The organism is Paraburkholderia bryophila, from assembly GCF_003269035.1.
Lineage (GTDB): Bacteria > Pseudomonadota > Gammaproteobacteria > Burkholderiales > Burkholderiaceae > Paraburkholderia > Paraburkholderia bryophila.
The window spans coordinates 40,660-56,250 of record NZ_QLTK01000022.1 but is presented as its reverse complement, the minus strand read 5'-3'; the positions used below and the strand labels follow the sequence as shown (position 1 = coordinate 56,250).

Annotated in this window: 20 protein-coding genes and 1 riboswitch; of the genes, 8 read left to right on the top strand and 12 right to left on the bottom strand. The window is 62.1% G+C overall.

The window, feature by feature from the left end; all coding sequences use genetic code 11:
• Positions 1 to 30: 30 nt before the first annotated feature.
• The 8 genes from ybgF to ydfG form a co-directional block, all read right to left on the bottom strand.
• Positions 31 to 780: a tol-pal system protein YbgF gene (gene ybgF, locus BX591_RS25800; protein ID WP_111934159.1), complete on the bottom strand. Its 750-nt coding sequence runs from the start codon at positions 778 to 780 to the stop codon at positions 31 to 33.
• Positions 781 to 799: 19 nt separating this feature from the next.
• Positions 800 to 1,309 (bottom strand): peptidoglycan-associated lipoprotein Pal, encoded by a 510-nt coding sequence (gene pal / locus BX591_RS25795; protein ID WP_111934158.1) that lies wholly within the window; start codon positions 1,307 to 1,309, stop codon positions 800 to 802.
• 32 nt (positions 1,310 to 1,341) lie between these two features.
• Positions 1,342 to 2,634 carry a Tol-Pal system beta propeller repeat protein TolB gene (gene tolB / locus BX591_RS25790; RefSeq protein WP_111934157.1) on the bottom strand — a complete coding sequence of 431 codons (1,293 nt, stop codon included), beginning with the start codon at positions 2,632 to 2,634 and terminating at the stop codon, positions 1,342 to 1,344.
• A 140-nt stretch (positions 2,635 to 2,774) separates the two neighbouring features.
• Positions 2,775 to 3,788 carry a cell envelope integrity protein TolA gene (gene tolA, locus BX591_RS25785; RefSeq protein ID WP_111934156.1) on the bottom strand — a complete coding sequence of 338 codons (1,014 nt, stop codon included), beginning with the start codon at positions 3,786 to 3,788 and terminating at the stop codon, positions 2,775 to 2,777.
• Positions 3,785 to 4,231 carry a protein TolR gene (tolR, locus tag BX591_RS25780; RefSeq protein ID WP_035552913.1) on the bottom strand — a complete coding sequence of 149 codons (447 nt, stop codon included), beginning with the start codon at positions 4,229 to 4,231 and terminating at the stop codon, positions 3,785 to 3,787. The genes tolA and tolR overlap by 4 nt, the downstream gene beginning before the upstream one ends.
• A gap of 10 nt (positions 4,232 to 4,241) precedes the next feature.
• The gene (tolQ, locus tag BX591_RS25775; protein ID WP_007179119.1) at positions 4,242 to 4,919 is read right to left on the bottom strand and encodes a protein TolQ; all 678 of its coding nucleotides are present in this window, start codon (positions 4,917 to 4,919) and stop codon (positions 4,242 to 4,244) included.
• A gap of 155 nt (positions 4,920 to 5,074) precedes the next feature.
• Complete coding sequence (ybgC, locus tag BX591_RS25770; protein ID WP_111934212.1) at positions 5,075 to 5,554, bottom strand: tol-pal system-associated acyl-CoA thioesterase; 480 nt, start codon at positions 5,552 to 5,554, stop codon at positions 5,075 to 5,077.
• 58 nt (positions 5,555 to 5,612) lie between these two features.
• Positions 5,613 to 6,359: a bifunctional NADP-dependent 3-hydroxy acid dehydrogenase/3-hydroxypropionate dehydrogenase YdfG gene (gene ydfG / locus BX591_RS25765; RefSeq protein WP_111934155.1), complete on the bottom strand. Its 747-nt coding sequence runs from the start codon at positions 6,357 to 6,359 to the stop codon at positions 5,613 to 5,615.
• A 238-nt stretch (positions 6,360 to 6,597) separates the two neighbouring features.
• Positions 6,598 to 6,706, top strand: a riboswitch (ZMP/ZTP riboswitch).
• Between the two features lie 166 nt (positions 6,707 to 6,872).
• Between ydfG and glyA the strand changes: the two genes are divergently transcribed.
• The 7 genes from glyA (at position 6,873) to BX591_RS25725 (ending at position 11,608) form a co-directional block, all read left to right on the top strand.
• Positions 6,873 to 8,120: a serine hydroxymethyltransferase gene (gene glyA, locus BX591_RS25755; RefSeq protein WP_111934154.1), complete on the top strand. Its 1,248-nt coding sequence runs from the start codon at positions 6,873 to 6,875 to the stop codon at positions 8,118 to 8,120.
• Positions 8,121 to 8,126: 6 nt separating this feature from the next.
• Positions 8,127 to 8,609: a transcriptional regulator NrdR gene (gene nrdR / locus BX591_RS25750; protein WP_111934153.1), complete on the top strand. Its 483-nt coding sequence runs from the start codon at positions 8,127 to 8,129 to the stop codon at positions 8,607 to 8,609.
• Between the two features lie 203 nt (positions 8,610 to 8,812).
• On the top strand, positions 8,813 to 9,373 hold the full coding sequence (locus tag BX591_RS25745) for a GspH/FimT family pseudopilin (RefSeq protein WP_176343121.1): 561 nt from the start codon (positions 8,813 to 8,815) through the stop codon (positions 9,371 to 9,373).
• Complete coding sequence (locus BX591_RS37010) at positions 9,370 to 9,816, top strand: type IV pilus modification PilV family protein (RefSeq protein WP_111934151.1); 447 nt, start codon at positions 9,370 to 9,372, stop codon at positions 9,814 to 9,816. The genes BX591_RS25745 and BX591_RS37010 overlap by 4 nt, the downstream gene beginning before the upstream one ends.
• Positions 9,813 to 10,625 carry a PilW family protein gene (locus BX591_RS25735; protein ID WP_111934150.1) on the top strand — a complete coding sequence of 271 codons (813 nt, stop codon included), beginning with the start codon at positions 9,813 to 9,815 and terminating at the stop codon, positions 10,623 to 10,625. Before BX591_RS37010 ends, BX591_RS25735 begins: the two co-directional genes overlap by 4 nt.
• 59 nt (positions 10,626 to 10,684) lie before the next feature.
• On the top strand, positions 10,685 to 11,167 hold the full coding sequence (locus BX591_RS25730) for a pilus assembly protein (RefSeq protein ID WP_111934211.1): 483 nt from the start codon (positions 10,685 to 10,687) through the stop codon (positions 11,165 to 11,167).
• Between the two features lie 9 nt (positions 11,168 to 11,176).
• On the top strand, positions 11,177 to 11,608 hold the full coding sequence (locus tag BX591_RS25725; protein WP_111934149.1) for a type IV pilin protein: 432 nt from the start codon (positions 11,177 to 11,179) through the stop codon (positions 11,606 to 11,608).
• Positions 11,609 to 11,792: 184 nt separating this feature from the next.
• Here the strand turns inward: BX591_RS25725 and BX591_RS25720 are convergent, their stop codons facing one another.
• From BX591_RS25720 to BX591_RS25710, 3 genes are all read right to left on the bottom strand, one after another.
• Positions 11,793 to 12,272, bottom strand: a complete 480-nt coding sequence (locus BX591_RS25720) for a DUF3318 domain-containing protein (protein ID WP_111934148.1) — start codon at positions 12,270 to 12,272, stop codon at positions 11,793 to 11,795.
• A 119-nt stretch (positions 12,273 to 12,391) separates the two neighbouring features.
• Positions 12,392 to 12,778, bottom strand: a complete 387-nt coding sequence (locus tag BX591_RS25715; protein ID WP_111934147.1) for a phage holin family protein — start codon at positions 12,776 to 12,778, stop codon at positions 12,392 to 12,394.
• 162 nt (positions 12,779 to 12,940) lie between these two features.
• Positions 12,941 to 13,243 (bottom strand): ElaB/YgaM/YqjD family protein, encoded by a 303-nt coding sequence (locus tag BX591_RS25710; RefSeq protein ID WP_028198798.1) that lies wholly within the window; start codon positions 13,241 to 13,243, stop codon positions 12,941 to 12,943.
• Between the two features lie 339 nt (positions 13,244 to 13,582).
• Here BX591_RS25710 and BX591_RS25705 point away from each other — a divergent pair, with 339 nt between their 5' ends.
• Positions 13,583 to 14,221 carry a peroxiredoxin gene (locus BX591_RS25705; RefSeq protein WP_111934146.1) on the top strand — a complete coding sequence of 213 codons (639 nt, stop codon included), beginning with the start codon at positions 13,583 to 13,585 and terminating at the stop codon, positions 14,219 to 14,221.
• Between the two features lie 97 nt (positions 14,222 to 14,318).
• Here BX591_RS25705 and BX591_RS25700 read toward each other — a convergent pair whose 3' ends face one another.
• The gene (locus BX591_RS25700; protein WP_111934145.1) at positions 14,319 to 15,509 is read right to left on the bottom strand and encodes an acyl-CoA dehydrogenase; all 1,191 of its coding nucleotides are present in this window, start codon (positions 15,507 to 15,509) and stop codon (positions 14,319 to 14,321) included.
• Positions 15,510 to 15,591: the final 82 nt, after the last annotated feature.

The following is a 15,591-nucleotide window of genomic DNA, read 5'->3' as shown; positions in this document are numbered from 1 at the left end:
CCTGCTACTCAGCCATCGCAACCATCGGAACTACTTGATCTGCGACAGCTTGCTCTGAGCCGACTGAGCGACGTCCGAGCCGCTGTATTGCGCGACGATCTGCTCAAGCGTCTTCCTGGCCGCAGCCTTCTGACCTTGCTCGAGCTGATTGTTCGCAATTGCCATCAGTGAATCCGGCGCACGCGGATGCTGCGGGTAGTTCTTCACCACACCTTGCCAGGTCGCCGTCGAGCCCTTGTAATCGCGCAGCGCATACAGCGCGTTGCCGAGCCAGTACTGCGCGGTCGGCTGGTAAGGGCTGTTCGGATACTTGGAGATGAAGGTGCGGAACGACGCCGCCGCATTCTTGAAATCGCCACTGCGGAACTGCTGCGAAGCCGCGTTGAACGAATCGGTTTCACCCGGCTGAACCTCACCCTGGACGCCGTCCACCGTCTGTTGCTGCGGCTCGAATTTCTTCAGACGCGTGTCCAGATCGGTGTAGTAGTCCTTCTGCTGTTTTTGCAGTGTGGTGAGCTGGTTGCCCATGTCCTCGTTCTGCCCACGCAACGTAGCGACCTGCTGGTTGAGCTGGTCGAGACGGTTGGACTGATCGAGGATCGTACGCTGTGCCGCCGACAACTGGCTCGACAGGCTATCGGTCTTCGAACGCAGATCGAGAATGGCCTGACGGGCCTGATCGTCGTCGAAGATGCCCGCATGCGCGGGCACCGTCACGAAGGCGGTGCCTGCGACACAGGCCGCTGCGGCAAACCGCAGCCAGGAGAAACGATGCGTCATTCGGCTCATCACCCGTTACTTACTGTTGGTACACGAGGTCGGCGCGGCGGTTTTGTGCCCACGACGATTCGTCATGACCCGTAGCTTGCGGCTTTTCCTTGCCGAGGCTCACGGCTTCCATTTGCGAGTCCGTCACGCCCATCAGCGACAGCGAACGGCGCACAGCTTCAGCACGCTTCTGGCCGAGTGCCAAGTTGTACTCGCTGGTGCCGCGTTCGTCGGTGTTGCCCTGGATCAGGACGTGACGTTCCGGATGGCTCTTCAGGTATTGCGCGTGTTGTTGCAGCAGCGACTGGTAGTCGTCCTTGACCGAATAGCTGTCGAAGTCGAAGTAAATGCTGCGCTTGGCCAGCGGGCTGTTCGGATCGTTCAGCGGATCGACGTTGACCTGCGCGACATCGGTCGGGTTCGGTTGCGTCGAGACTGCACCACCCTTGTTAGCGTTTTCGTCGAGCTTGACGCCCGAGTGACACGCGGCCAGCGCACCGACCATCAATACGGCAAAGGCGAAACGAAGTTTGGACATCATTTGGTTACTCTCCTTGTGTTATTGCATCAACGTTATTGCATAAACGGGCCCCAGGACGGCTCGCGTACGCTGCCACCCTGAACAGACAGGACCTGCCGAGTGCGACCGTCGGTCGATACTGCGGCCAACACGCCACGGCCGTTCACCTGTGTGGCGTAAAGAATGTACTGACCGTTCGCCGCGAAGCTCGGCGATTCGTCATGTGTCGTGTCCGTCAGGCCCGTGGCGGTATTGCCTTGCAGGTCCTGGATATAAAGCTTGAACCCGCCGCCGACGCGCGAGATATAAGCGAGCTGTTTGCCGTCCGGGCTGACGCGCGGGCTGGTGTTGTAGCTGCCCGTGAACGTGACGCGTTGCGCGGCGCCGGCGTTTTCGCCCGCTGCCGGCATCTTGTAGATCTGCGGCTGACCACCACGGTCGCTCGTGAAATAGATCGACTGGCCGTCGGGCGAGAAGCACGGTTCGGTGTCGATCGAGCTGCCTTGCGTGAGACGGCGCAGGCCGCTGCCATCTGCATTGACGGCGAAAATCTGCGTATTGCCGGTACGCGAGAGCGCCACGGCCAGCGTGCGGCCATCCGGCGACCACGCCGGCGCACTGTTGTTGCCCTTCTGATCCGAGACGACTACACGGCGCCCCGTCGGCAGGTCGTGAATGTAGACGATCGGCTTCTTCTTCTCGAACGATACGTAAGCGACCTTGGTGCCGTCAGGCGACCACGCCGGCGAGATGATCGGCTCGGGGCTCGACAGCGCGATATGCGCGTCCTGGCCGTCCGAATCGGAAATCTGCAGTTGATAACGTCCACCGGTCTTGATCACGTATGACAGGCGTGTAGCGAACACGCCGCGGCCGCCCATCAGCTTGGCGTAGATGTAGTCCGCGACTTTATGCGCGCTCATTCGCAAGCCGCTTTCCGGACTCACGAGCACGAGACCGCCGAGGCTTTCGCCCTTGACCGTGTCGTACAGTTTGAAACGCACTTCGTATTGACCGTTCGGCAGGCGGTTCACGCTGCCCGAGACGAACGCATTGGCGCCCTTGGCCTTCCAGCTGCCGAGGTCGACGGAATCGGTTTCGGCGACGGGCGTGGCGCCGGCGTCGATATTCGTGAACTTGCCGCTGCGTTGCAGATCCTGGCGCACGATCGTGCTGACCTGTTGCGGCGAGTTCGCTTCATTGGCGAAATTCGCCGTTGCGATCGGAAACTGGGTTGACCCGACGCCCGTCACGAGGACGTTGAGTTGTGCGTTGGCGGCACCGCCGACGGCGATCAGGCACGACGCTACCAGTGTCCGCAGGCCTAGCTTGGTCATCAAACTCATGCTGTATGGTTTCCCCAAAAACGGTTTTACTAACACTTCACGACAGCAGACAGACCCGGAAAGCACTAATTCGTTCCCGAGTGGCGCCACGCTGGGCGGGGCGCCGGGTCTGCTGTCAACTGACTGTCATGCTGCTGAAATCAACCTGCCGGCTTCAAGGTAATCAGGAAGCTCGTCGGCGTCTTGCCGTTGATATCCTGAGGCATCGGGTCGGTGCGCTGGACGGCGCGTAAAGCAGCGTCGTCCCACGCCGAGTTTCCGCTGCTGCGCTGGATCGTGGCGTCGAGCAGGGTGCCGGTCGGCGAGCAACGCACGGAAACGACGGTCTCCAGACCGGCCGTTTCACCACCCCACGAAATGTGCGGGCGCACTGCGCGGCGGACCTTGTCCGAGTAACCCGGCGATGTCGCCGTGCCGCCCGAACCCGTACCCGTGCCGCTCTTGCCGAGCCCGTCTGTCGAGCCCGTTCCGCCGGCCGAACCCTGCATCATCTGCGCGAGACGCGCGCGACGTTCCGAATCCACCTTCTTGGCTTGCGCCGCAGCATCGGCCTGCGCCTTGGCCTTTGCCGCCTTCTGCGCGTCGGCTTTCTTCTGCGCCGCTTCAGCATCGGCCTGTTTCTGTTGTTCCTGTTGCTGTTCTTTCAGCTGCTGCTTTTGCTGATCGGCCAGTTGCTGTTGCTTGAGCCTGTCGGCCTGCTGTTGCTGCTGCTTCTGTTTCGCTGCCGCAGCCTTCTGCGCGGCGAGTTGCGCAGCCTGGTCGGCCGCCAGTTGCTGCTGACGTTTCGCCTCGGCTTCCTGTTGGGCCTGCAACTTTTGCTGACGCAACTGCTCGGCCAGTTGCGCCTGACGGGCCGCTTCCTGTTGCTGGCGTTTCTTTTCCTGTAAAGCGATGTCGGCCTGCTCGTCCGGTACCGGCGGGGCAGGGGCGACCGGCACGGGCGGCGGTGGCGGAACGGGACGCGGAATGGCCGTATCCGGCACCTCGGTCCACAACTCGGCTTCCGCGCCTTCCGGCGTGCTGTTTTGCCACTGAATGCCGTGATACAGGAAGAACCCGAGCAGCGCGTGCATCACCAGCGCGAACGCAAAGGCTCGCCCGGTACCGCGTTCACGCGGCGGCTGGAGCGGGTAGTCGGAATTCTTGCGGATCATTGCGATTTGACGAGCAATCCAACGCGTTTGACGCCTTCGCCTTTCAACTCGGACATCACGTTCATTACAACTTCATACTTCACGGTTTTATCGGCGGCGATCACCACGGGCTGATCGGGATGCGCCTGCGCGCGATCGGCGATGAAGCCTTTCAGATCGGCCTTCGACATGTCTTCCTGCTGCTGCGCGCCGGAATCGTCCTTGTATTTGACGCTCATGTTGCCGTCCGCGCGGATGTTCACGATCACAGGAGGCGTTTGCTGTTGCGGCGCGGCGCCGCCGACAGTGGGCAGATTGACGATCGACGGAGCGACCAGCGGCGCGGTCACCATGAAGATCACGAGCAGCACGAGCATCACGTCGATATACGGCACGACGTTGATGTCGGCCATGGCGCGGCGCTGACGGCTGCCGCGCATGCTGGAGGAACGAGAGCCTGCCATCGTGGACTCCTTACTGTGCCTGGCGCTGCAGAATGTTCGAGAATTCTTCGATGAAGGTCTCGAAACGGATCGCCAGACGATCGATGTCGTGCGCGTAGCGGTTGTAGGCGACCACGGCCGGAATCGCGGCGAACAGGCCGATCGCGGTGGCGGTCAGCGCTTCGGCGATACCCGGCGCGACGTTTGCCAGCGTGGCCTGCTGCACGTTGGCGAGGCCGCGGAACGCGTTCATGATCCCCCACACCGTGCCGAACAGACCGATGTACGGGCTGACCGAGCCGACCGACGCGAGAAACGCCAGATTCGCCTCGAGCACGTCCATTTCGCGCTGGAACGCCGCGCGCATGGCGCGGCGGGCGCCGTCGAGAATCGCGCCCGGATCGTTCAGGCGTTTTTCCTTGCCCTTCAGGAATTCGCGCATGCCGGATTCGAAAATGCGTTCCAGCGCGCCGATCGTATGGCGGTTGTTGGCCGCGCTTTGATACAGCGCCTGCAGGTCGCCGCCCGACCAGAAATCGCGTTCGAAGCGTTCAGTTTGCGCGCGCGCCCGGCGGATCGCAAACCACTTGCGGAAAATGAAAGTCCACGACAACAGCGACAGCAACAGCAGCAGCGCCATCACGGCCTGCGCCAGCAGGCTCGCATTGAGTACGAGTGAAACGATCGACAGATCTTGTGTAGTGTTCATAAAGGTTCGTTTTAACGTCCCGGAAGGGGGCGTCCGGCTGCAAGGTCAGTCGAGGCTTGCCGTGAGCAAAACGGAAGCATCGGCGATATTGCAAGCCGAACCATGCTTTGTGTTGCTTGATCGATATGAGTTCACTGGCCCCGTAACAACGGGGTTCAGTCGTTGTCCGTTGACACGCCGCCGCCGTCGGCGCCCGGCCCACGCCGCAAAGCGGCCAGAACCGGCGAAGGAATCGCGGCCGGCCGCAGCGCGATGCGATCGACACAGCCGACCCGGATGGAACCGGTAGCAAGCAGCGTGCCGTCGCGCCACGCCTCCTGCACGAAGTCGACCGATGCCCTGCCTAGCCGTTCGATCCGGCTCACGATGTTGACGATGTCGTCGAGTCGTGCCGGCGCCCGATAGTCGACCGCGGTGCTGCTCACGATAAACATCGCGCCTGTTTCATCGGCGAGCCGGCGCTGGTCGACGCCGCATGCGCGCAGCCATTCGGTGCGCGCCCGCTCGAAAAACTTCAGGTAGTTCGCGTAAAACACGATGCCACCGGCGTCGGTATCTTCGTAGTACACGCGGATAGACCACGTGCCGCCGATTTTGGTGCCGGGCTGGCTGGTCGACTCATTCATGCGGCGCATTTTACCGGAACGCATACCTTGCGGTCTGTTTCAAAGTGTGCGCCTTATCCGGCGGGCCTCAGCCGCGATGAACGCTCAGCGCGGAGAAGGATTGCGCCACCGGCATGAGCTCGATCGTGTTGATGTTGACGTGGGCCGGGCGGGTCGCGATCCAGTAGATCGAGTCGGCGATATCTTCGGGTGTCAGCGGTTGCACGTTTTCGTACATTTTCGCGGCCTTGTCGTCGTCGCCGCGAAAACGCACGTTCGAGAACTCGGTGCCGCCACACAAACCCGGTTCGATGTCGGTCACGCGCAGCGCGGTGCCGGCAAGATCGGCGCGCAGGTTCAGGCTGAACTGGCGCACGAAGGCCTTGGTGGCACCGTAAACGTTACCACCCGCGTATGGCCAGCTGCCCGCCGCGGAGCCCAGGTTGAAGACATGGCCGCGATTGCGCTCAACCATACCGGGTAGTAAGGCGTGCGTAATCTGTACGAGACCCGTGCAATTGGTTTCGATCATGGTGTGCCATGCGTCCAGACTCGCTTTTTGCGCGGGCTCGGTGCCGAGCGCGAGGCCGGCGTTGTTGACGAGCACGTCGATCGCGGCGAAATCGGCCGGCAGCCCGGCGGGCACGGCTTCGACGGCGGCGCGGTCGCGTACGTCGAGTTCGTAGGGCAGAAGCGCGTCGCCGAGTTCGTCGGCGAGCGCCTGAAGGCGGTCCTTCCGGCGCGCGGTGGCGACGACACGGTGGCCGCCCTTGACGAAAGCGCGAGCGATAGCGGCGCCGAATCCCGCGGACGCTCCGGTGACGAACACGATCATTGCAGTTTCCTGGTCGGTAAAGGAGAAAGGTCCCAAGCCTACTTCCAATGCGGCGTTGCGGCAAGGCTGAACCGGCCATATGAGCGGCTGCGGAAGAGCCGAACAGCGGCTTTGCCGTGCGTTTTCGTCAGACCTTCGCAGCTCGCGCCGGGAGGCCTGTGGGGCGGCCTCGCGAGCGTGCCCGGCTGCGACGGTGAGCCGGTTGCCTATTCGATCCTCTTCCAATAAACTAACGCGCTCATCCCTGCGTGACTGGCGATAGAACCGGTTCAAGCAATCGGGTTCAAGGTGGAACAACCCACCGTGAAGCGCAGGGTGCCGTTTTGCCGTTCGCCTGGGCAGCCGTGATCCGCGCGCATTGTTCTGCGCTGACGGTGGCTGTCCTGCCTCGCGTGTGCGGCGTCTCTCTGTCCGCCACGTCAGGGCTGGCCCAGCCGCCAGCAGCGCTGCGTACCCTCTACGCAAGATTCGGCGCACGATCCGGTCAACCTGAACACACTCAACGGAATCCGTATGTTTGACAGAGCCCAAAGCACCATCGCCAACGTCGATCCTGAACTCTGGAAGGTCATCGAGCAGGAAAACCGCCGTCAGGAAGAGCACATCGAACTGATCGCGTCGGAAAACTATACGAGCCCAGCCGTGATGGCCGCGCAAGGCTCGCAGCTCACCAACAAATACGCCGAAGGGTATCCGGGCAAGCGCTACTACGGCGGCTGCGAATACGTCGACATCGCCGAGCAGCTGGCGATCGACCGCGTGAAGCAGCTGTTTGGCGCAGAAGCGGCCAACGTCCAGCCGAACTCGGGCTCGCAGGCGAACCAGGGCGTGTTCTTCGCCATGCTGAAGCCGGGCGACACGATCATGGGCATGAGCCTCGCGCACGGTGGTCACCTGACGCACGGTTCGCCGGTCAACATGTCGGGCAAATGGTTCAACGTGGTCAGCTACGGCCTGAACGAAGCGGAAGACATCGACTACGACGCGGCTGAGAAGCTCGCCCAGGAACACAAGCCGAAGCTGATCGTGGCCGGTGCCTCGGCATTTGCGCTGCGTATCGATTTCGAGCGCCTGTCGAAGATCGCCAAGTCGGTCGGCGCATACTTCATGGTCGACATGGCGCACTACGCCGGCCTGGTCGCCGCAGGCGTGTACCCGAACCCCGTGCCGTTCGCCGATTTCGTCACGACCACCACGCACAAGAGCCTGCGCGGCCCGCGCGGCGGCGTGATCCTGATGAAGGCCGAGTTCGAAAAGCAGATCAACTCGGCTATCTTCCCGGGCATTCAGGGTGGTCCGCTGATGCACGTGATTGCCGGTAAGGCTGTTGCGTTCAAGGAAGCGCTGTCGCCGGAATTCAAGGTATACCAGCAGCAAGTGGTCGAAAACGCTCGCGTGCTGGCCGAAACGCTGGTCAAGCGCGGTCTGCGTATCGTCTCGGGCCGTACCGAAAGCCATGTCATGCTGGTCGATCTGCGGGCCAAGAAGATCACCGGCAAGGCTGCGGAAGCCGCACTGGGCGCTGCTCACATCACCGTCAACAAGAACGCGATCCCGAACGACCCCGAAAAGCCGTTTGTGACGAGCGGCGTGCGTCTCGGCTCGCCGGCCATGACCACGCGCGGCTTCGGTGTCAAGGAAGCGGAGCAGGTGGGTAACCTGATCGCCGACGTGCTGGACAACCCTGAAGATGCCGCCACGATCGAACGTGTGCGCGGCCAGGTTGCCGAGCTGACCCAACGCTTCCCGGTCTACCGCTAAGCCGTTATGCACTGCCCCTTCTGCCGTCACGCCGATACGCAGGTTGTCGACTCGCGCGTATCCGAAGATGGCGCAACGATTCGCCGGCGCCGCCGCTGCCCGGCCTGCGACAAACGTTTCACAACGTATGAGCGGGTCGAGCTGGCGTTGCCGTCGGTCGTCAAGAAAGACGGCAGTCGCACGGAATTCGATCGCCGCAAGATCGTCGCGAGCATGCAACTGGCGCTGCGCAAGCGCCCGGTTGCAGCGGACGCGATCGACGCGGCCGTCGCCCGCATCGAGGACCAACTGCTCGGTAGCGGCGAGCGCGAGGTGCGCAGCGAGCGCCTCGGCGAACTCGTCATGAACGAGTTGCGCGCACTCGATACGATTGCCTACGTTCGGTTTGCCTCCGTCTACCGGCGCTTTGAAGACGTCTCTGAGTTCGAAGACGTAATCGAAGAATTCCGCCGCGCCTCTTCTCCTCCCAAGCCTTCCCGCAAGCGCTGATCGCGGCCGCGCCGCGTGCTGCGTTCGAGTATCCGGTTTTCTCCGCGTTGATTCGCGCATTGATAGCTCCCGCTCCGTTATGGTTCGACGCGTGCATTTTTGCGCGGGAGAGCGTCTGAGTGCCACCTGGCCATTCGGCCGATTGTTGAGCCGTTTGCGAACCGCTAGATTGGCTGCATTCTTTGCAACGATCAGGGATGCAGATGAAACAGGACGCCGTTTGTCGACCGCCATCCAGCGGGTTTACGCTCGTCGAAACGCTGGCCGTAGTTGCGTTACTAGCTATAGTCGCCGCGCTCACGGCGCCGTCGTTCGCTGTCTGGCAGGCACGGGATCAGATCGACGCACGCACGAAAGCGTTGGCATCGACCTTCGCCTATGCACGCAGTGAGGCGCTACGTCGCGGCACACGTGTCACCGTGTGCCGGGTCGATGCCGCGCGCCGGTGTCTTGCGGCGGGGCAACCCTGCGCGAACGGCATTGCTGACTGGTCTTGCGGCTGGGCCGTCATGGCGGAACGCAGCGGCGCGCTTTCGATCCTGCGCGCACATTCTTCGTTAAGCGCGGTGAGCATCAGCGGGACGCAGACGAATCTCACGTTTACGCCGCCGGCAGGACAATTGATCGGCACGTTTCGCAGCTTCGAGATCGCACCGCGCGTATCTTCAAGAGCGACTCAGGGGAATGCGTGGCGACGCTGTATCCATATCGCCGCTGGGGGACGCGTGCGGATTGTCCAGGGTGCTTGCGGAGCCCTGTCGTGAGGGGGATTTCAGTGAGGCTCCGGCGGCGCCACTGCCTATTCGCGTGCAACGGCAGCTCGCTTATCGAAGTCATGCTGGCGGTCGCGTTGATGGCGGTGACGGCGCTCGGATTGATCGCCGGCCAATTGTGGACCGCTCGCGAAGCGCGTGCGACGGCCCTCCGCGAGCACGCGGCGTGGATAGCCGATTCTGTCGCTGAGGCCATATGCGCGCCGGCCACGAGCGACGCTGCGATCAGGCAATGGAACGCACGAGCAGCGGCGCTGTTGCCGCATGGACAGGCGTCGGTGGAAGCGAGCGGTGGGTTGTCCGCTGCGCGAGTGACGTGGGTGGCCCCGCGCGACATGCCACCCGCCGACAATATCATCGACAAACCCGAATCTTGTGGAGGGGCGGATGTTCCTGCGGGTGTCTCGTGTGTGGCATTGGCGTTCGCGAAATGATGGTGCGTTCGTCTCGCGCGTGCGGCCATACGTTGTTGGAATTCGCAATCGCCGTCGCATTGGGTTTGCTGGTGGTCGCGGGCGCTGTTTCGCTTTACTCGGGGCAGCGGGCCGCGTTCGAACAGGCCAGCGACGCGGCACGGATCCGCGAAGCCGGCTTGACCGCGCTGACCTTGATTGGACAGCAACTGCAAATGGCCGGCTTCGTGCCTGCGGATGTCGTGCGCTACGCTAATCCCCCACCATTGTTCGGATGCTCGGGAGGCCGGCCGACGGGCACTGACGAGAGCCCTGTCTGCGAGACGCTGGCCGGCCGCTCGGACGGCATCGTGGTCCGCTACGTTGGGGACAACATCTCGACGTGGCCATCGACCGCAGGACAAACAACCGACTGCCTCGGACAGGCTGTGACGGCCACCAACGCGGCGCTCGGCGACCGCAGTGTGCCCGTGGTGAACCGGTATTTCGCGCGAGTCAGCGCTTCGACCGGCGAGCCGGAGCTCTATTGCGAGGGCAGTGGCAAGGCGGGGTCCGCGCAACCGCTCGTCGAAGGCATCGAACGCGTGCGAATCAAGTACTGGCTGGCTGACCGATTGGACGCAATTGAAGCGTCATCGGTCATGGCTGACCAATGGGCGAAGATCGTTGCGGTCGATCTCTGCGTCCTCGTTCGAGGCGCGCCGCGGGCGCAACGCGGAAGTTATGTCGATTGCGACGGCATTCGCGCTATGAGCGTCGACTCACGCGCGCGGCAGGCGTTCTGGCGGCGCGTGGCGATTCGTAATTCGGCGGCGGGGGACTCGCTGTGATGGCGCATCGAAAGAGGCGGCCCCTCGGTTGCGTGTCGCGCTCTCGTCATCGCGGCACCGTGCTCCCCATCGTGCTGCTGATTGCCGCCATGATGTTGGGCACGTCCGCGGCGTGGTTCGAAAATTCGCTTGCGTCGGCGCGTGCCGCCGCCAACGCCCGCGATTATCTGCAGGCCTTTCATGCAGCCGATTCCGTGCTGACGCTGTGCGCCCGCTCCGTCGTCACGGCGACGGCAACAGATGATGGTGCTGCCTCCATGCCATCGGCCGCTTCCGGCGAGCCGGCGCAATGGAAGATCGAATCCGCATTCGAAGCTGGCGCCGTCGCACCCGTTTCGCAATGGCCGGGATCGCTGCGACCGCCGCAATGTTTGATCGAAGCGTGGCGTTTGGCCACACGCGCCGACGCGCGAGCATTCCTGCTGACTTCGCGCGGCTTCGGCCGGACTAGAGAGTCGCAGGTGTGGTTGCAGATGGAACTTGTAATCGAGAGCGGAAAAGTCGAGCGCCATTGGCGCCGCGTCGCCGCAAAGCCATTTTGAAGGGAGCTCATGAGAGGCCGACATACATGCGCATTCACGCTGCTCGAATTGATGATCACGCTCGCGATAGCTGCCACGCTTGCCGTCTTCGCCGTCCCGTCATATCGGAGTCACGTCGAGCGCGCACATCGGATCGACGCGGCATCGGCGCTATATCGGGCGGCGCAATTCGTCGAGGGTGCGACAAGCGACAACCCAACGGCCCTGCCTCCGGGTCTGGATCGGGCGCCGCAATTCGGTGTGCAGATCTACAGCCTGCGTGTTCTGCCTGCGGACGACGCCAATGGCGGCTATTCGATAGAGGCCACGCCGACGGAGTCCGGACCCATGCGCGACGACGCCTGCGGCATTTTTACGCTGGATGCGACGGGGCAGCGCGGCAATAGAAGCGGGAGCAGCGGTTCAGCGCCATCAAGCAGCGAATGCTGGAAGACCGGTTAGGCGATTGCAGGCGGAACGAGTGGGGGGACGCAGAGGGTGGGAAGCCTGCGAAGCAGAGGATGGGACCCAAGAAGCGAAGGGCAGAGCGAATGGCAGACGGAAACAGAGTGCAGGAGAAACAGAGCACAGGGAAAACAGCACGCAGGGACGCAGACCGCCCACACCGCCGCCCCCCCCCCAGCCCTCAACCCCCCCCATCCGTCGCATCAACCTTCTCGCGCGAAGGCGCTGCCGAATCGCGTTTCATCTGCTGCCAGATGCGATACGCTTCCCACCCGGCAAGCGCAAGGCTGCCCCACTTGAGTGCGGGCTTGGCACCGGCGGCAAGCGTCGCGCGCAAGGGCTTGGCGAGCACCATCGAAGCGATGGAACTGATCAGCGGATACTCTTTCAGCAATGTGCCGAGATTCGCCGTGTTCAGGAAGCTCGACTTCGAGCCGCGCCCCGGACGCATGTTGCTGAACCCAGGCACGAGGAACTTGAGCCAACTGAAGTGCGTGACTGCCTGACGCAATTCGATGGTTGCCTGAGCGAGCTCCATGCGTTCGACGTCCGCGCGCACCATCAGCAGTTCCTTGCGCAATGCTCGCAGGTGCGGCGCGCTCAGATCTTTTGCCTGATGGCGTTTGTTGCGGAAGGCGGTATCGGAATGGATCTGGCTCATGGCGTGTCGGCGGCAGTGGAGGTGGGGCAATCGGACAATGACAGACAATCGCTAGACAAGCTAAACAAGCTTAACAACAGGGCGATGCGCTGTGCCCATTGAGCGCAGCGCACCCTGCGTCATGGTTTGCGAAACACGTCACGGTCCTTTTCGAATTCGGCGATCGTTGCTTCGAACACCATCGGCGCATTGCGCAGGCCACTGCGCGCTTTCAGCGCACAAGCCAGTCCTGCAATCGCATAGATCGCAGTGATGCCGGCAAGGGCTTGCCACCTGTAAGTGTCCCAGAAGGCGATCGCAACTAGCGCCGTCAACGCGATCAGCGCCATGGTGGCGAGCATCATGGCGGCAAGGCCGAGAAACAGCACGGCGAGCAGACGGTCTTTTTCTTCGGCGAGTTCAATGCCGACCAGTTCCAGCCGTGTCTGCAGAATGGCAAACACGGAACCGATAATGCGGCGCAACGGGCTGTGTTCTCCGCGCTGCGATTGTGTGTCGATCGTCATAACTGTGGGCGTTGCGCTTAAAGGCCTGACCGGCGGGCCTGACCGGCGCGTGCGCGCGCCAGGGAAAGCGGACCGGCCAGACAGCCGCCGGTCAACTCGATTCGCTGATGGGCCGAGACGGAGGCCGGGACGCTGGCGGCCCGGCGCATCAGGGGGTGCTGCTTACTTGCGGTTGATCAGCAAACCCAGCAGCACGCCGGCGCCCGCGGCGATACCAATGGATGCCCACGGATGCTCATGCACGTAGTCGTCGGTGGCGCGGGCAGCTTTCTTGCCTTTTTCGACCACTACGACCTGCACGTCAGCCGCTTTTTCCTTAGCCTGCTTCAGGCGCGTCAGCGCCGTTTCACGCAGTTCCGAAGCGCGCTCGCCTGTGGCGCTCGCGGCCTGTTTCAGCAGATCTTCCGCGTCCGCGAGGACGGTTTTGATATCCGACATCAATCTCTCCTTGTTGACTTCCGACATTGACAGCTCCCTTCGACTTACGCCACGCGTGAATCGTAACCAAAGAAACGGCCGCTGGCGAGCGCAGTGCCCGATTGTTCGAACCAAACGCACGAACCGTTCCCGGTTGAGGAAAGCTTTAAGAACGCTACCACCCACAGCATCATGCAGGAAAGTTTGCCTAAGATGGAGTTGATCTGTCCCGCAAAGTTTCCATTAAAGCGGTGAAAATTACAAAATCGCATAAAGTAGTGACGCGATGTTCGTTAGCGGTGCAGCGGCGCTCCGGTATGCTTTATCTTTGCGGGGCCGCGGGCCCAAGCTCGCGCGGAATGTCCGACCATCTATAGGAGATACATCATGAGTCTACGTCTTGGCGATATCGCACCGGATTTCGAGCAGGAATCGAGTGTGGGTCGTATCAAGTTTCATGATTGGCTGGGTGATAGCTGGGGCGTGCTGTTCTCGCATCCGGCGGACTTCACGCCGGTCTGCACGACCGAACTCGGTCTCACGGCAAAGCTTGCCGGCGAGTTCGAAAAGCGCAATGTGAAGACGATCGCGCTGTCGGTCGACTCGGCAGAGTCGCACAAGGAATGGATCAAGGACATCAACGAAACGCAGGCGGCCAACGTCGGCTTTCCGATTCTCGCGGACGGCGATCGCAAGGTCGCCGAACTGTATGACATGATTCACCCGAACGCCAACGAGACGCTGACAGTTCGTTCGCTGTTCGTGATCGATCCGAAGAAGAAGGTGCGACTCATCATCACCTATCCGGCCAGTACCGGCCGGAACTTCGACGAAGTGCTGCGGGTGATCGACTCGCTGCAACTCACCGACAACCATTCGGTGGCGACGCCCGGCAACTGGAAGCAAGGCGACGACGTGGTGATCGTCCCGTCGCTGAAAGACGAAGAAGTCATCAAGCAGAAATTCCCGAAGGGCTACAAAGCGCTGCGTCCGTATTTGCGTATGACGCCGCAGCCGAACAAGTGAGCGGCTGAGCGACACGGCAAACGCTACAAAGTAAAAGGCCGGTTCTCGCAAGAGAACCGGCCTTTTGTATTCATGCAATCGGCGCCTCACCCACCCATCAGAAAAACGCCTGAATCCCCGTTTGCGCACGGCCCAGAATCAGCGCGTGGATATCGTGCGTGCCTTCATAGGTATTCACCACTTCCAGATTCACCAGATGCCGCGCGATCCCGAACTCGTCCGAAATGCCGTTGCCGCCGAGCATGTCGCGCGCAAGCCGCGCGATGTCCAGTGCCTTGCCGCACGAATTGCGCTTCATGATCGACGTGATCTCGACCGCCGCAGTGCCTTCATCCTTCATGCGGCCCAGGCGCAGCACGCCTTGCAAGCCAAGCGTGATTTCGGTCTGCATGTCGGCGAGCTTCTTCTGGATCAGCTGATTCGCGGCGAGCGGCCGGCCGAACTGTTTGCGGTCCAGCACATACTGACGCGCGGTGTGCCAGCAGGCTTCCGCCGCGCCGAGCGCGCCCCACGCAATGCCGTAGCGCGCGGAGTTCAGGCAGGTGAACGGACCGCGCAAACCGCTGACTTCCGGGAAGCGGTTCTCTTCCGGCACGAACACTTCGTCCATCACGATTTCGCCGGTGATCGACGCGCGCAAGCCGACCTTGCTGTGAATGGTCGGTGTCGACAGCCCCTTCCAGCCCTTCTCGAGAATGAAGCCGCGAATCGAATCCTTGCCGTTTTCCTCGAGCTTCGCCCACACGACGAACACGTCGGCGATGGGTGAATTGGTGATCCACATTTTCGCGCCCGACAGCGAATAGCCGCCGTCCACCTTCTTTGCGCGCGTGATCATGCTGCCCGGGTCGGAGCCGTGGTTCGGCTCGGTCAAGCCAAAGCAGCCAATCCATTCGCCGGTGACGAGCTTCGGCAGGTACTTCTGCTTTTGCGCTTCGGAGCCGAATTCATAAATCGGCACCATGACGAGCGACGACTGCACCGACATCATCGACCGATAGCCGGAATCGACGCGCTCGACCTCGCGCGCGATCAACCCGTACGCCACGTAGTTCAGGCCGGGACCGCCGTATTGCTCGGGAATCGTCGGGCCGAGCAGGCCGAGCTCGCCCATTTCGCGAAAGATCCCGATGTCGGTCTTCTCATGGCGGAAGGCTTCGAGCACGCGCGGTTGCAGCTTGTCCTGCGCGTAAGCCGCGGCGGCGTCGCGCACCATGCGTTCGTCTTCGGTGAGCTGCTGATCCAGCAGCAACGGGTCTTCCCAGTGAAACTGCGCGGCCTCGGCCATGATTGATCTCCTGATTCCTTCTGGACTGAAACGTGTTTGAGCGACATCTTCGGGCTTGACTGGAGTTCCGCTATGCGAAACA

Bases quoted from the DNA above. Each gene is read 5' to 3' on its own strand.
- glyA (WP_111934154.1), top strand. From the start codon at position 6,873: ATGTTTGACAGAGCCCAAAGCACCATCGCCAACGTCGATCCTGAACTC.
- ydfG (WP_111934155.1), bottom strand. From the start codon at position 6,359: ATGATCGTGTTCGTCACCGGAGCGTCCGCGGGATTCGGCGCCGCTATC.
- BX591_RS25710 (WP_028198798.1), bottom strand. From the start codon at position 13,243: ATGTCGGAAGTCAACAAGGAGAGATTGATGTCGGATATCAAAACCGTC.
- tolQ (WP_007179119.1), bottom strand. From the start codon at position 4,919: ATGAACACTACACAAGATCTGTCGATCGTTTCACTCGTACTCAATGCG.
- BX591_RS25735 (WP_111934150.1), top strand. From the start codon at position 9,813: ATGATGGTGCGTTCGTCTCGCGCGTGCGGCCATACGTTGTTGGAATTC.
- BX591_RS25700 (WP_111934145.1), bottom strand. From the start codon at position 15,509: ATGGCCGAGGCCGCGCAGTTTCACTGGGAAGACCCGTTGCTGCTGGAT.
- tolB (WP_111934157.1), bottom strand. From the start codon at position 2,634: ATGAGTTTGATGACCAAGCTAGGCCTGCGGACACTGGTAGCGTCGTGC.
- pal (WP_111934158.1), bottom strand. From the start codon at position 1,309: ATGATGTCCAAACTTCGTTTCGCCTTTGCCGTATTGATGGTCGGTGCG.
- BX591_RS25715 (WP_111934147.1), bottom strand. From the start codon at position 12,778: ATGACGATCGACACACAATCGCAGCGCGGAGAACACAGCCCGTTGCGC.
- BX591_RS25720 (WP_111934148.1), bottom strand. From the start codon at position 12,272: ATGAGCCAGATCCATTCCGATACCGCCTTCCGCAACAAACGCCATCAG.
- BX591_RS25745 (WP_176343121.1), top strand. From the start codon at position 8,813: ATGAAACAGGACGCCGTTTGTCGACCGCCATCCAGCGGGTTTACGCTC.
- nrdR (WP_111934153.1), top strand. From the start codon at position 8,127: ATGCACTGCCCCTTCTGCCGTCACGCCGATACGCAGGTTGTCGACTCG.
- tolA (WP_111934156.1), bottom strand. From the start codon at position 3,788: ATGATCCGCAAGAATTCCGACTACCCGCTCCAGCCGCCGCGTGAACGC.
- tolR (WP_035552913.1), bottom strand. From the start codon at position 4,231: ATGGCAGGCTCTCGTTCCTCCAGCATGCGCGGCAGCCGTCAGCGCCGC.
- BX591_RS25705 (WP_111934146.1), top strand. From the start codon at position 13,583: ATGAGTCTACGTCTTGGCGATATCGCACCGGATTTCGAGCAGGAATCG.
- BX591_RS25725 (WP_111934149.1), top strand. From the start codon at position 11,177: ATGAGAGGCCGACATACATGCGCATTCACGCTGCTCGAATTGATGATC.
- ybgC (WP_111934212.1), bottom strand. From the start codon at position 5,554: ATGCGCCGCATGAATGAGTCGACCAGCCAGCCCGGCACCAAAATCGGC.
- ybgF (WP_111934159.1), bottom strand. From the start codon at position 780: ATGACGCATCGTTTCTCCTGGCTGCGGTTTGCCGCAGCGGCCTGTGTC.